This is a genomic window from Bacillus sp. 166amftsu (assembly GCF_900107445.1).
Classification (GTDB): Bacteria; Bacillota; Bacilli; order Bacillales; family Bacillaceae_G; genus Bacillus_A; species Bacillus_A arachidis.
In genome coordinates this window covers 15,791-29,725 of record NZ_FNQA01000027.1, presented here as the reverse complement: position 1 = coordinate 29,725, position 13,935 = coordinate 15,791, and the positions used below count along the sequence as shown (strand labels likewise).

The 13,935-nt window shown below is 37.2% G+C and carries 12 protein-coding genes and 1 riboswitch; of the genes, 4 read left to right on the top strand and 8 right to left on the bottom strand.

The genetic code is table 11. The features are described from left to right. Positions 1-202: 202 nt before the first annotated feature. The 7 genes from BLV40_RS25615 to BLV40_RS28975 all read right to left on the bottom strand — a co-directional run bounded on the left by BLV40_RS25615 (position 203) and on the right by BLV40_RS28975 (position 9,222). The gene (locus BLV40_RS25615; RefSeq protein WP_090695198.1) at positions 203-1,498 is read right to left on the bottom strand and encodes a glycosyltransferase family 2 protein; all 1,296 of its coding nucleotides are present in this window, start codon (positions 1,496-1,498) and stop codon (positions 203-205) included. Then, positions 1,495-2,247, bottom strand: coding sequence for an MreC domain-containing protein (locus BLV40_RS25610; RefSeq protein WP_090695194.1), 753 nt, complete (start codon positions 2,245-2,247; stop codon positions 1,495-1,497). The genes BLV40_RS25615 and BLV40_RS25610 overlap by 4 nt, the downstream gene beginning before the upstream one ends. Before the next feature lie 107 nt (positions 2,248-2,354). Further along, entirely contained in the window at positions 2,355-3,566 is a 1,212-nt protein-coding gene (locus tag BLV40_RS25605; protein ID WP_090695192.1) for a NupC/NupG family nucleoside CNT transporter, read from the bottom strand. Between the two features lie 327 nt (positions 3,567-3,893). Then, the gene (locus BLV40_RS25600; protein ID WP_090695188.1) at positions 3,894-5,576 is read right to left on the bottom strand and encodes a C40 family peptidase; all 1,683 of its coding nucleotides are present in this window, start codon (positions 5,574-5,576) and stop codon (positions 3,894-3,896) included. Positions 5,577-5,785: 209 nt separating this feature from the next. Then, a complete protein-coding gene (locus tag BLV40_RS25595; RefSeq protein WP_090695185.1) occupies positions 5,786-6,670 on the bottom strand; it encodes a D-amino-acid transaminase in 885 nt (294 codons plus the stop codon). A gap of 514 nt (positions 6,671-7,184) precedes the next feature. Further along, positions 7,185-9,113 (bottom strand): LTA synthase family protein, encoded by a 1,929-nt coding sequence (locus BLV40_RS25590; RefSeq protein WP_026594008.1) that lies wholly within the window; start codon positions 9,111-9,113, stop codon positions 7,185-7,187. After that, on the bottom strand, positions 9,082-9,222 hold the full coding sequence (locus BLV40_RS28975) for a hypothetical protein (RefSeq protein ID WP_176527683.1): 141 nt from the start codon (positions 9,220-9,222) through the stop codon (positions 9,082-9,084). Before BLV40_RS28975 ends, BLV40_RS25590 begins: the two co-directional genes overlap by 32 nt. A 596-nt stretch (positions 9,223-9,818) precedes the next feature. On the opposite strand from BLV40_RS28975, the gene BLV40_RS25585 reads away from it, so the two are divergent. The 3 genes from BLV40_RS25585 to lldP all read left to right on the top strand — a co-directional run bounded on the left by BLV40_RS25585 (position 9,819) and on the right by lldP (position 12,727). Further along, positions 9,819-10,184, top strand: a complete 366-nt coding sequence (locus BLV40_RS25585; protein WP_090695182.1) for a YkvA family protein — start codon at positions 9,819-9,821, stop codon at positions 10,182-10,184. Between the two features lie 15 nt (positions 10,185-10,199). Continuing rightward, positions 10,200-10,694, top strand: a complete 495-nt coding sequence (locus BLV40_RS25580; protein ID WP_026594010.1) for a metal-binding protein — start codon at positions 10,200-10,202, stop codon at positions 10,692-10,694. A 371-nt stretch (positions 10,695-11,065) separates the two neighbouring features. Continuing rightward, entirely contained in the window at positions 11,066-12,727 is a 1,662-nt protein-coding gene (lldP, locus tag BLV40_RS25575; protein WP_026594011.1) for an L-lactate permease, read from the top strand. Positions 12,728-12,832: 105 nt separating this feature from the next. Here the strand turns inward: lldP and BLV40_RS25570 are convergent, their stop codons facing one another. After that, positions 12,833-13,015: a hypothetical protein gene (locus BLV40_RS25570; protein ID WP_026594012.1), complete on the bottom strand. Its 183-nt coding sequence runs from the start codon at positions 13,013-13,015 to the stop codon at positions 12,833-12,835. Between the two features lie 556 nt (positions 13,016-13,571). Then, positions 13,572-13,687, top strand: a riboswitch (TPP riboswitch). A 61-nt stretch (positions 13,688-13,748) separates the two neighbouring features. Between BLV40_RS25570 and BLV40_RS28970 the strand changes: the two genes are divergently transcribed. Then, on the top strand, positions 13,749-13,904 hold the full coding sequence (locus tag BLV40_RS28970; protein ID WP_098302631.1) for a hypothetical protein: 156 nt from the start codon (positions 13,749-13,751) through the stop codon (positions 13,902-13,904). The last annotated feature ends 31 nt before the right edge of the window (positions 13,905-13,935 follow it).

Below are 13,935 nucleotides of genomic sequence, written 5' to 3'. Positions count from 1 at the left end.
CGCATCTTCCTACGAGGCAAAGAGCGCCTCTACGTCAGAAGCTCCATCCCCCTTCCATTCTGAACGAGCCGCTTCTACTTTTATTGATATCCAGCTCCAGCGGCTAGAACAGTCGGTCGTTTCACTCCTTCACCTGAGGCAAAGAGCGCCTCTGATTCAGGAGTTCCAACGCCCTCCTGTTCTGAACGAGCCGCTTCCGCTTTTATTTTTTAAACCGTACTGTTTTGTCCCATCCGATAATTTGTTTTTTACCTTTAGCGCGCAAGTATAGGATGAGGCTTCTGATAAATAAGTACGTAAAGAGCTGGGCGTATGTGAAATACATGATGATGCTGATAAAAATGTTTAGCGGTGTGAATGTGTTTTCGACACTTTGTGCACTAAAGAGCTGCGAGGTGTACGTAATGTAGGCGACGTACCACGTAAATAGCAGCGGGATTGCATAGTTGATTTGAAACAGGCCTAGTAGACCGATGATCAACCATACATTTGAAATGATTAAGAATAGCCAAAAGACAATGTATACTAATACTTGCTGCAGTGAATGAACGAGTAGTTTTCCTTTAAAGAAGCTGAAGGAGGAAAACATTTTTTCTAAAATGTATAAGTTGCCTTGGAGCCAGCGCGTTCGTTGTTTAATTAGGATGTTTAAATGTTCAGGTTCTTGTTCCCATGTAATGGATTCAGGCACGATTGGTAATAGATAGCCTTTTTGTGTAATTCGTAATGTGAGTTCTGCATCCTCCGCAATGGCATAAGGGTCATAGCCGCCAAGTTCTTCAAGTGCAGAGCGGCGAAGGAGCATGTTTGTTCCTGTTAATGAGCCGGTTTGGAATAGGAGCCAACGACCAGATTGCATGAGTAGCTGGAAGATTTGAAACTCAAGAGAAATCATTCTTGTAAGCCAATTTCGTTTTTCATTAACAGTACGCACATGGCCGACAGCACCGACAGCATCCTTTGTTGTTTCTGCGTATTCAACAAGCATGCGAAGAGCATGAGGTTCTGGTTGATTATCGGCATCGTATACACAAAAGTATTTTCCATTTGATATGCTAAGTCCATGGTTTAATACGCGTGATTTTCCTTTCGGTTCCCCAGGTGGTACACGAATATGTCTTATATGAGCATATACCTTATCGTATTCATCGCTAATTTCTCCGGTTTCATCTTTGGAATTATCATTTAATAAATAAATCGTAAGTTTTCCAGGATATTCGATATTTGCCATCGCGGCTAACGTATCCATAATAACAACGCCTTCATTATGAGCAGGAATCAGAATATCTACGCTTGGATAATGTTCTAATGTACGATCCTTTAATTTACGCTGTCGATGAATAAGGCCAGCGATTGTTAGTAAGGAATAGTAGACGAGTAAGCCTGAAAATAAGAAGGCTGTAAAAATAAGTACATATTTAATAGAAAAAATAGTACTAATCCAAAAAACAAGCAGACAAAATAGAAGAAATAACAGAAGAAGAATAAGGGTCATCATATTGTTAATCCCTTCCCTCCAAGCTGTTCTTGTTTTATTTTGATTTTTGAAATAGCCTCTTCTGTGAACCATTCTTCCCATTTATGTTCAAGACGCTTCAGGACGATATTTACACCAACTTCATTTATATTTTGAAGTAAAATGACCAATGTATTATCATCATATTTTCCAACTAAATCAAAATCACTTAGCACTGTATCGAGTAGGAGGGAGGCAACGTGATCCATGACGCTTTGTCGCGTATAGCTACTAAAAGAGGAAAACGAAAAGTAGATGAGCATTCCCGTTTCACTACGTCTTTTCATAGCGGTTTCGAGTAATAAACCACGTTTTTCAAATTCTTGTCTTGTTAATAGCTTTGTCTCTCCAATGTATTGTTCGAGCTTTTGAACTTGCTTTCGCAGGCGTTTATTTTCATTCAGGAGTTTTTTTAGCATATAGGTCGATATATAAATAAGAAAGAAATTTACGGTTGTTAGGAAATGAGCAATGATATAGGAAAATTGTGTGGAAGTACTCCATAAATATAACCATGCTTCATAAAATAAATAGAAGACGGAGAGGAGAGTGCCGGCAATAAATAAAATAAAAGCGAATTTATTTGAAATGAATAGAAATAGTAAGTTGATGAGTACATAAATAATTGTGAAGAAAAAAGCATAAGGATAGGAGTTTATATGGATTGTGGTGAAATAGAATAAAATTTGAGCCATCCATAACAGTATGATTTGATTGGGAGTTTTCTTCATTAATGTACCTCCTAACAAATAGGTTGTTATATGTAATATGTGCTAGAAGGGGGAGGATGCATTCATAAAAAAAGCTGACCCGAAGTTCGGATCAGCTCTTGTATTATTTAAAGGAACATCATACCTGCAACTGCTGCATTTAAGAAGTTCGCTAGAGTACCAGCGATTACTGCTTTAATCCCTAACTGTGCAATTTGCTTACGGCGAGAAGGAGCAAGTGTCCCTGTTACACCTAATTGGATTGCGATAGAAGAGAAGTTTGCAAAGCCACAGATTGCAAATGTCAAGATCATATTTGTTTTATCAGACAGCTCTGCCATGTGTGGACCTAAGTTTGCATAAGCAACGAATTCGTTGATTGCAAGTTTTTGTCCGATAAAGCCAGCTGCTTGTATAGCTTCGTTTGGTGAAACACCGATTAGAACAGCAAATGGAGATAGAAGATATCCCAAGATTAAATCAAGGCTAAGTTTAATATCGAACCAAGATCCAATCCATCCTAGTAGGCCGTTTAATACAGCGATTAACGCGATGAATGCCATTAACATTGCTGCCACGTTAATAACAAGCTGCATTCCTTCCGAAGCTCCGCGTGCAGCTGCATCGATAACGTTAGCATCTTCACGTTCTGTAGAAAGTTGAACATTGTTATCTGGTGTTTCTGTTTCTGGCATAATTAATTTTGCAATTAATAAGCTTGATGGTGCTGCCATGATTGCAGCTGCTAATAAATGCTCTAACGGAATTCCCATCGCTGCATAACCAACAAGAACAGAGCCAGCAACCGCTGTCATACCGCTTACCATAATGGCAAAGAATTCACTGTTTGTTAAACGTGCTAAGTACGGTTTAATTAAAATTGGTGCTTCTGTTTGTCCTAAGAAAACAGTCGTTACTGCATTTAAACTTTCTGCCTTAGAAGTTCCAAGAAGTTTACTTAATGCCCCACCAATAATACTAACGAACCATTGCATAATACCTAAATAATATAATATTGCTACTAAAGAACTAATAAATACAATTGGAAGTAGTGCTTGAATTACGAAGACGAATCCCCAAGGGCCATCTTTATCTAATAAGTTACCAGAGACGAATTTAATTCCCTCATAAGAAAAATTGATTAAACCTTGAACACCGTCAGAAGCAATTTTTAAACCTGCTTTTCCAGCATCCCATCGTAACACGATGAAAGAAAACGTAATTTGTAATGCTAGCGCGATTAAAATTGTGCGCCAATTTATAGCTTTGCGGTTGGAAGATAGTAAAAAAGCAACTGCTAAAATTCCAATCACACCGCCAATTCCCCATAAAACATTCATGCAGTGTAGTCTCCTCTCTCATAGTAAAAAAGTATAATTAACAGATATACTTATACGAAAATAGCATCTTAAGTAACTTATCACACAGGACATCAGAGGTCAAACGTCTACCGAAAAGTTTAAATAGAAAGAAGATTTTGTTAAAAAAACACATATCTATCCTAAAATAAAGAATTTGGTTATGTTAAAAAAAATGCATCATTATTGTGACGTTTTAGAATGTTTTCGTAGAATGTAGTGTATGAAATGAGAAGAAGGCTGCACATTTAAAATCTATAAAACTAAAAAAGAGCCTTCTAGTATTCTAGAAGGCTCTGAAACTATGACTTAAGGTGCTTTTGTATATCCTAAGAGGTGGCTGCTCCAATAAGAATTATTTACTGAAACAATTTTTACGCCGTTGTCGCCAGCTTGAATGAATGATCCACCACCAAGGTAAATACCCATATGCGAAGGACCCGGCTTATAAGTGTTTTGGAAATAAATTAAGTCACCTGGTTGTGGATTTGAAGTCTTTGGTAAGCTACTCCAATATCCTGCAACGCTTTGACGGCTAATGTTATGACCGAATTTGTTATATACGTGGAAAATGTAACCACTACAGTCAACGCCATTAGCAGAAGTACCGCCCCATACATATGGTACACCTTGCATTGATTTTGCATATGCAAGGATAGAAGACATATCGCCACTTGTGTTACCTGTATTGTTATTATTATTGTTATTTTGGTTGTTATTGTTGTTAGGCTTATTGTTTACAGCGCCACTAACTGGTGTTTTAGATAGGTAGCGAGTTCCTACATAGCCAGTGCGACCGTTGTAGTTAATTTTGCTCCAGCCGTAATGTTCAGAAATAACTTGTACTTTTTGGCCTTGTGGAAGAGCACCAATTACGCTGTAATTTGTACCTTCGCCGCTACGTACATTTAATGCGGCTACGTTAATGTAGTATTCGCCAACAGTTGTTTGTGGTTGCTGTGGTTTTTCGGGTGTAGTTGTGCCGCCTTTAACGAATGTCACATACTTGCTGCTCACATAACCCGTTTTACCGTGATGATTGATTTTGAACCAGCCATTCTCTGCGCCAATTACGTTTAATGTTTGCCCATTTAATACGCCACCAAGCACACCATGGTATTCAGCTGGACCTGTACGAACACGTAAAGATGTTGCGTTAACAACGTAAGTACCATCAGTTCGAACAGTTGTATTGTTATTTTCTTGCTCATTGTTACCTTGGTTAGTATTGTTACTAGAACCGCCTTTTGTTACGTAGTTTTTGCTAATATATGCTGTTTGTCCTGCGTAGTTAATTTTGAGCCAATCTTGAACTTCGCCAACAACTTGTACAACTTGTCCTTTATGAACAGATCCTAAAACTGTATGAGAAATACTAGGGCCTGTACGAACACGAAGGGAAGATACGCTCACAGTATAATTTCCGTTTGTAGGTTTAACCGCTGTTCCATTATTTGAAGAAGCGCCAGATACAAATTCTCCGCTTACATAACCTGTTTTACCATTATGGCTAATTTTAACCCAACCATTTTCTTCACCGATTACGTTTAATGTTTGTCCCTCGTATACACGTCCCATAATAGAACTAGAAGGATCTGGGCTTGTGCGAACACGTAATACGTCAGCAGTAACTTTGTTTTTACCACCTGTGCTTACGTTTGGTTTTGCACCATTTTTGGATACAAATTCTCCGCTTACATAACCTGTTTTACCATTATGATTAATTTTAACCCAACCGTTTTCTTCACCGATTACGTTTAATGTTTGTCCCTCGTATACGCGAGAGATGATGTCGTGAGAAGTACTGGACCCTGAGCGCACGTGTAGTACGTCAGCAGTTACTGTGTAGTTTGAATTGTTTTGTGGTGCAGCTTGAACAGCTTGTGCAGCAGGTTTCTGAGTGTTTTCAGGGGCAGCTTGAACGCTATCTAATGTCGGGGCTGCGCCTCCCGCTACAGACACTGCCGCAAGACCGGCAAGATATTTTTTCATGTTTTGTCGATTCCTTTCTGTCTGTGATATAGTGATGAAATATTTACCAACTGTTAAAAATTCTAAAAGGCATGTCGATTACTGTCAAGGTTTATGCGGGAATCTGAATATGTCAAAAGTATTACAAAAAAAATCAAGGTGTATTCTTCACCTTGATTTTAAATGAAAACACATATATTAATGTATAGTTAATATGACATCGTCCGTGTTTAAGGTAATGAGATGTTAGAAGTTGAAAAGCTCTGCATAAATGTTTTTTGTAGTAATTTGGTAATTCGTCCAACTTGGCCATCTTGGATAGCAGTTCCATCAAGATGCGTCATAGGCAAAACTTCTACAGTTGTTCCTGTGAAGAAGCATTCGTCAGCATTATAGACATCACGAATGCTGAATAGTCCTTCTTGTACAGGAAGTTGTAGTTTGTTTGCTAAAGAGAGAATGTATTGGCGGACAATCCCGTTTAAGATTAAATGGTTGGCAGGGTGTGTATAAAGAATCCCTTTTTTTACTAGGAAAAAATTCGAGCAACTACCCTCTGTAACAATTCCATTACGCACGAGAAGGGCTTCTTTACACCCTTTACGTTCTGCTTTTGTGGCAGCCAGTATATTTGGCAATAAATTTAAGGATTTAATGTCACAGCGGAGCCAACGTGTATCAGGTTCTGAGATAGCACGTACTCCATATTCAATCCATAAAGCGGGTCGTTCTTTTTTGGAGATATAAGCATAGATTGTTGGGGTTACATCAAAAGAAAATGTGTGTACACGATGTTGTACTCCTCGAGAAACTTGTAAGTAGATCGTACCATCTTCTTGGAATGTATTATTTTCAAGTAATTTGTAAAGCAAGGTAATAAGTTCTGCTTTAGAGAAAGGTAATGTTAATTCTATTTCATCCATTGAACGGTATAATCTTGTTAAATGTGGGTCTAATAAATGAATGTTTCCTTTGTAAATACGAATTACTTCATAGACCCCATCTCCAAATTGTAAGCCGCGTTCTTCTAATTGTATGTACGGCTCTGTTTTATTTGTATCAATAATTTGATCATTCCATAATACAAATCTTTCGTACGCCATTTTACTTCCCATCCTTTCTTAATTGTTTGAATGATGAGTGGTGAATCGTTTGTAGGTGATAGTTGTAATAAAACGATTGGTGAGGATATTCCATTAGCGGAAGATGAAAAAATGATAGAATTTCCACCTTAATGCATTTCGCATATATCAATTCGTAAATGAGAAATAAGAATCCTGCTTTTTAGAAATAAAAAAAGCGACATTCATATAGAATGTCGCATAAGGAGGGTAGCTCATTTCATAGGGATATTGTCTTGGCATAGCCTAGAAAGGTAAATAGTAAACCGATCGATCGGCTTTACTAAGACAATGAGTGTTACTTCAAAGTAACACCAAAGGCATTGTTACACAAATGATTCTGTTACTCCCCCAAGGGGACTTTTCACAAAGCTGTGAAATGATAGGCGGGGGATAGGCAGAACATTGTTTACAAGTTTTATTATAGAGATGTATTATGAATTTTATGTAAATATTTGGTGAAGATTGTGTAATTTTATCATACAAATGTAGAAAAAAGACGCTGAGATTACTCAGCGTCTTTTTTGTCTTCTTTAATAGCCGTTTTTACTTCGCCTGTTTTAATTTTGTTACTTTCAGAGAAGCGGAGTAGGTCGCCCTCAATGAGTTTATCAGACATGCGCAGTTCATTTTGTGCACGATCAATCATTGCTTGAGCTTCTTCTTTTGGTACTTCTACAACTTCGCCTGTCATGCGATCATAGAATGTATTGTTTGTGTACATATATTTTTCTGTTATAAAGCTTCCATCGCGAAGAACAACGAATGATTTATAATCTGGTGAGAATACATCATGACCAAAGCTAATGTCATTGCTTGAATCAACACCAAGTAAGTTTAGAATTGTTGGTTTAATATCAATTTCACCTGTTGGTTTTGAAATTGTTTTACCTTCTTTTTGACCTGGAACATGAATGTACATCGGTGTACGTTGTAAGTTCATATGATCAAATGTTGTAATTTCTTCTTTGCCTAAGAATTGTGCCATTGCGCGGTTATGGTTTTCAGAAATACCGTAATGGTCACCGTAGAAGACGATAACAGAGTTATCATATAGCCCTTCTGCTTTTAGGCGTTCAATAAAGTTTTTCAGTGCTTCATCCAAGTAACGAGCTGTTACCATGTAACGGTCAAACACTCCGTCACCAGAGTTGTAAGGTTCGATTAATTTTGTGCTATCGTCATACGTAAATGGATAGTGGTTGGTTAAACTAAGGAAGCGAGTATAGAATGGCTTCTTCACTTGTTTTAACATATCCACTGATTGATCAAAATACTCGATATCTTTTAATCCCCAGTTTAACTTTGTTTCTGGTGTGATTTTGTAGTCAAGCTCATTATAGTAACGATCGTAACCAAGTGCAGGATACATGATGTTACGGTTCCAGAATGTTGCGTTGTTTGCGTGGAATACAGCTGTGTAATACCCTTGCTGACGCAGAATTTCTGGTGTTGCAGTATATTCGTTATTACCATGTGTAAAGAATACAGCACCGCGGTCTAACGGATATAGAGATGTATCTACTAAGAATTCAGCATCCGATGTTTTCCCTTGTCCAGTTTGATGGAAGAAGTTATCGAAGTAATAACTTTCCTTTGCAAATTGGTTTAAGAATGGTGTAACTTCTTGACCATTTACTTGTGCACCAATTAAGAATGTTTGCAAGGATTCAAGAGAAACGACGATTACGTTTTTCCCTTTCGCAGCACCAAACATATTTGGATCCGGTTTCGTTTTGTTTGTTTTCACATAGTTTTCTGCTTCTTGTAATTTGCTACCATCAGCAAATGCCTTTTGTGAACTTGATTTTGCTTGTAAGCCAAGATCGTATAATTGGTGAGTATATAAACCTAAGTTTTTTACAAGCATAACGCGGTCAAATGAACGTGTTAATAGTTCTGGACGCTCAGTTTCTGCAAGACCTAAGTTTGCAAAGAAAACAGCGATCGTTGATACGAAGTATAAAGAACGCATTGGACGTGATACGCGCTCAGTTCTTGCAAAGTTCTTCTTTTTCTTTAATAGAACAGAGAAGATGATAATATCAGCAAATGCAACGATGATTTTGTAATTAAATAGTTCTTTCACACTAGAACCGAGCTGTCCGAAGTTGGATGTTTGCCCAAGTACCGGTAAAGTAACGAAGTCATTGTAGAACCCGTAGAACATTACGTTACCAACAAGAACGATTGTTAAAATAAAATCAATTCCAAGTGCTATATAATTACGTTTCTTTCCTTTTGCGAATAATGCAAGACCCACAAGCAGTAATGATGCTGCTAATGGACTAATGAATAAGATAAATTCTTGCATGAAAGATTCAAGTTTCAAATCAAAACTTGTACGCGTTATGATGTAAGTTTTTAGCCATACAGCCAAAGCAACGAACAAAGTAAAGCGCACATTAAGAAATTGTGACTTTAAAGATTCCTTCATCCATTTCCACCCTTTCTCTATCAGGCTTGGTCGATTTTTGAGCGAAAAGTGCTAAAATAAAAAATACATAGTTTTCTTGGCCATGAGTAGAGGTTTCTATATCTCTCATATACGACTTTAACTATGCATACCCTTTTGGTTTCCTGCCATTTTGTTTGTTGATACATAAGTATAACGTCATTTTTGTATTATACAACAAAATTCAATTCTTAGAAACACTATAACATTTTACATTTTTTGTATTTTTTTATTGTTGCTGCCAGAGAAAACTTTAACATTGGTTTATATGCTCGTCAACTAGAAAATATAACAAAGATAATAAAGAATAGTAAGAGAAATAGAACATTATATATTGAGAAATATTGAAATCCACTTTCTTTTTAGAGAGGAGAGAGCATCCGCCTGAGCATAGAAGCGGTTCAGCCCGATGCCAAGTTTAAAACAAAGTGAGGGAAAGAGAGTAGGTTTTCTTTTGTTTTCATAGCTGTGGTTTATATGTTAAAAACCTTACTAAAGTTAGAATTAATAGAGGAAAATAGTTACGAACACTTGTTCTTTTTGCTATTGTCTGTTACAATAAGTTTTCATGGATCGGTTATGTGTATATTTGATGAACTTTTTATTGACTAATGAGGCTGTTTTTCTTTTTGAAGGCGTATTTACTTTTTGCGTATAATAAAAAAAACAAAACATGGGGGCCTTTATGTGGAACGGAAATTTTCAGTTGAAGCGTTTTGGAATAAAGTGAAACATGTAGCGAAACAAGCGGGACAATCGGTTATTTATGCGAGCTTATTGCTGTTTTACGTTATGCAAAGACCGGATGTTCCGAAGCGAGTAAAGGCAATTATTATTGGAGCACTTGCTTACTTTATTGCGCCGATTGATGCGATTCCGGACTTTTTCGCTGGAATTGGTTATACGGATGATTTAGGTGCCTTAATAGCTGCACTTTTGCAAGCATCTATGTATGTAAATGAAGATGTAAAAGAAAAAGCACGGATAAAGTTAGTGGATTGGTTTGGTTCGAATATAGACACATCGTTTATCGATCAAAAGTTAGATCAGTAAGTGAGGAAGTGTACTATGCCATCAGGAAAAACACATACGAAAATAAACTTACTTTCTCTTCCGATCGTTTTGTTTATGCTTGTTTCGTATGGACTAACAAATTTTGATTTTTTACTCACTTTTGCCATAGGATTTTTAATTGGCACGTTTTTCTTAACACCAGATTTGGATATTCATAGTAGCGCCTATAATAAATGGGGGTTGCTTCGTATTTTTTGGTATCCGTATCAATGTGTGATGCCACATCGTTCTTTTTTGACGCACACGCTAGTAATCGGGGATCTTATTCGTATATTGTATATGCTTCTCGTCTTTTCTCCATTCCTATACATATTAAATAAAACGGTATTAGACGGAAGGTTGCTCGAGATTGCAAAGGAATATGATGTTGCTTTAACAACATTTGTAATTGGAGTCATTGCTGCGAGTGCACTTCATATTATAGCGGATCGATTGAACACGCGCCGGAAAAAGCTTATAGGGCGAAAGAAGAGAAAACGAAGAAGGTAAGGCACTTGCAAATTGCGAGTGTTTTTTCTTTTTTATTATGTAGAACGGAATATAAGACTTTTAATCAAACGTTTGTTTAAAGTGAAATGCATTGATATGATATTCTTTTTTTCATTAATCAAACGTTTGTTTAAAAAATGAAGGAAGAATGAAACTTCCTTTTTTTTCTATTTATAAACGTGTAATGAAACGAAAAATAATCAGAAAAATCTTTTTTAAAAGAAAATGATATGGTAAAGTATAAATATAGTTAATGAAAACGTTTTCTGAAAACGTTTTTTTATTTTAGGCTTAAAGGTATGATGACCAGGTAGTCTATTGATAGGACTATAAGAATTTTAAAACAGGGGATTACAGAAGGGGAGAGGACAATGGGCACATGGACACAAGTTTACGATCCGTTCGGTAACATTTGGATTTCTGCAGCGGTAGCACTTATTCCAATTATCTTTTTTTTCTTGGCTTTAGCAGTTTTTCGTATGAAGGGTTATGTGGCAGGATTTATTACGGTTGTATTGACAATTCTAGTTGCGCTATTTGCGTATAAAATGCCGTTTACAATGGCGATGGCTGCAACCGGATATGGATTTTTATATGGATTATGGCCAATTGCATGGATTATTGTAATGTCGGTATTTTTATATAAAATTTCAGTAAAAACAGGACAATTTGATATCATCCGTGCATCCGTACTATCGATTACAAATGATCATCGTTTACTTGTTATTTTAATTGGTTTTTCATTTGGTGCATTTTTAGAAGGGGCAGCAGGATTTGGCGCACCGGTAGCAATTACGGCAGCACTTCTTGCTGGTCTTGGTTTAAATCCGCTATATGCAGCTGGACTTTGCTTAATTGCCAATACAGCACCAGTAGCGTTTGGAGCAATGGGGATTCCGATTACAGTTGCGGGGCAAGTAACGGGTATTGATCCTCACAAAATCGGCCAAATGGCTGGGCACCAATTACCATTCTTATCACTATTTGTTCCATTCTTTATCGTATTTTTAATGGATGGCTTCAAAGGTATAAAACAAACATGGCCTGCGTTATTTGTAGCAGGTAGTTCATTTGCAATTACACAATTTATTACAGCAACGTTTTTAGGGCCAGAACTTCCGGATATTACATCAGCGCTTGTGAGTTTAATATGTTTATCGTTATTCCTAAAAGTATGGCAGCCGAAAGAAATCTATCAATCTAATCAAGAAAATAATGAAGTGGCAGCAGCAACGACAGTTGCATCTATGCCGAAATTAACAGCAGGAAAAGTTGTAAAAGCTTGGTCACCATTTATTATTTTGACAGTGATGGTAGTTATTTGGAGTCAAAGTTTCTTCAAAGCATTATTTGCTCCAGGTGGGGCATTAGAAAGTCTTGTCTTTAAGTTCCAAATTCCAGGTCTGCATAATTTAGTAATGAAAGCAGAGCCAATTGTAAATAAACCAACACCCTATGAGGCGATATTAAAGCTTGATGTCTTGTCAGCAACAGGAACAGCGATTTTAATTGCATGTATTATTTCTATCCTTGTACTAAAAATGAGTGCAAAACAGGCTGTAGAAACATTTGCAGAAACATTACAAGAATTAAAGATGCCGATTCTATCTATCGGTTTAGTATTAGGATTCGCATTCATCGCAAACTATTCTGGTTTATCGTCAACACTTGCGTTAGCGTTAGCGGGAACAGGTGGATTATTCCCGTTCTTCTCACCATTCCTTGGTTGGCTAGGTGTATTCTTAACAGGATCAGATACATCAGCAAATGCACTATTCTCCAACTTACAAGCGATTACAGCGCAGCAAGTTGGTGTAAAAGAAGTACTGCTTGTTGCGGCAAATACAACAGGTGGTGTAACGGGTAAAATGATTTCTCCGCAATCGATTGCAATCGCGTGTGCAGCAGTAGGACTTGCTGGAAAAGAATCTGATTTATTCCGCTTTACAGTAAAACATAGTCTATTCTTTGTAGTGATTGTTGGGATTATGACATATGTACAAGCCTACTATTTAACATGGATGATACCGTAAGCTTTTAGGTGGGTATAAGCCGTCAACTTAACACAAACAAGCCAGGTGCTGAAAGCACCTGGCTTGTTTCATAATCTTAACTAAATGGTTACGCTGAGAGACTATTCATCCTCGGATAAACACTCTCCCAAGTTTATTAACTCCCCTATAAATAAGTATGCTGATAAAGAGAATAAAATTTAAAAAGAATTCGTCGCCCGCGTCCTCATCTTTCCAGTGAACTTCAAACAGCCAACCGATTCCGTAATTGGCAACAACCCAGATAGAAAATAATGTCCAGAAGCGCATCCAACTGCCCCCAAACAGAGCAGAAAAAAAGGCCATAATTGACGTGCCTCCAAACCAAAAGACAAAAATAATACATATTGCGCAAAATATAAACCTGAAGATAGACCCAAAGCACCCCATTATAATTTCACTCCTGATCTAAACTATACTTGATATATGTGCATAAATAATATGACTAATTTTTTATGTGTTTTGACTTTAACTGAATTGTTCTTATAAATAAAATATATAAAAATAGTAATTTTTAGAAAATTATAACACGAAACCGTATTATAATCCGTGTAATAAGTAGAAATCTCTATTAATTGTAGACGGATGGTATGATTTTATTTGAACATGAATAAGTTTTGGCTCCCACCTCAAAATTTAGCGGAAACAAAGAAGCTAGGTGATAGATCAACTGCCCATAAGAGCCCGATTGGTGAGGGCTAATAATCATTGGTTCTATCAGGTATATCGAGTAGCAGACAAAAAAACGATAGATAAAAATTGCAACTCATGCCTTTGCATTTTTCTGATTATCGTGTATGATGGGAAAGTATTGAAAATTAAATCAGTGATAAACTAGGGGTGCCTAAGTGATGCTTAGGCTGAGAGAGAAGCGCGATAACTTCTTAACCCTTTGGACCTGATCTGGCTCGTACCAGCGTAGGGAAGTTAACGGCTTTACATAACTATGTCTTTATGAGCCAGGTCCTTGTTTTACTATGGACCTGGCTCTTTTTATTTTGGCATGCGCTGGCCACTAGTTCTTGTCCTTGTCACAAGTAAGGCGAAAGCGGCTCGTTCAGAATGGGAGGGGGATGGAGCTTCAGCCGAAGAGGTGTGTTTTACCTCAGTTGAAGAAACGAAGCCAACGATCATTCTAGCCACTCAAGCTGGATCTTAAGTAAAGCGAAAGCGGCGAAACGTCGCTGAAG

Coding starts and splice junctions, on each gene's coding strand:
- BLV40_RS25615 (WP_090695198.1), bottom strand. CDS start 1,498: ATGATGACCCTTATTCTTCTTCTGTTATTTCTTCTATTTTGTCTGCTT.
- BLV40_RS25610 (WP_090695194.1), bottom strand. CDS start 2,247: ATGAAGAAAACTCCCAATCAAATCATACTGTTATGGATGGCTCAAATT.
- BLV40_RS25605 (WP_090695192.1), bottom strand. CDS start 3,566: ATGAATGTTTTATGGGGAATTGGCGGTGTGATTGGAATTTTAGCAGTT.
- BLV40_RS25600 (WP_090695188.1), bottom strand. CDS start 5,576: ATGAAAAAATATCTTGCCGGTCTTGCGGCAGTGTCTGTAGCGGGAGGC.
- BLV40_RS25595 (WP_090695185.1), bottom strand. CDS start 6,670: ATGGGAAGTAAAATGGCGTACGAAAGATTTGTATTATGGAATGATCAA.
- BLV40_RS25590 (WP_026594008.1), bottom strand. CDS start 9,113: ATGAAGGAATCTTTAAAGTCACAATTTCTTAATGTGCGCTTTACTTTG.
- BLV40_RS28975 (WP_176527683.1), bottom strand. CDS start 9,222: ATGAGAGATATAGAAACCTCTACTCATGGCCAAGAAAACTATGTATTT.
- BLV40_RS25580 (WP_026594010.1), top strand. CDS start 10,200: ATGCCATCAGGAAAAACACATACGAAAATAAACTTACTTTCTCTTCCG.
- lldP (WP_026594011.1), top strand. CDS start 11,066: ATGGGCACATGGACACAAGTTTACGATCCGTTCGGTAACATTTGGATT.
- BLV40_RS25570 (WP_026594012.1), bottom strand. CDS start 13,015: ATGCGCTTCTGGACATTATTTTCTATCTGGGTTGTTGCCAATTACGGA.
- BLV40_RS28970 (WP_098302631.1), top strand. CDS start 13,749: ATGCGCTGGCCACTAGTTCTTGTCCTTGTCACAAGTAAGGCGAAAGCG.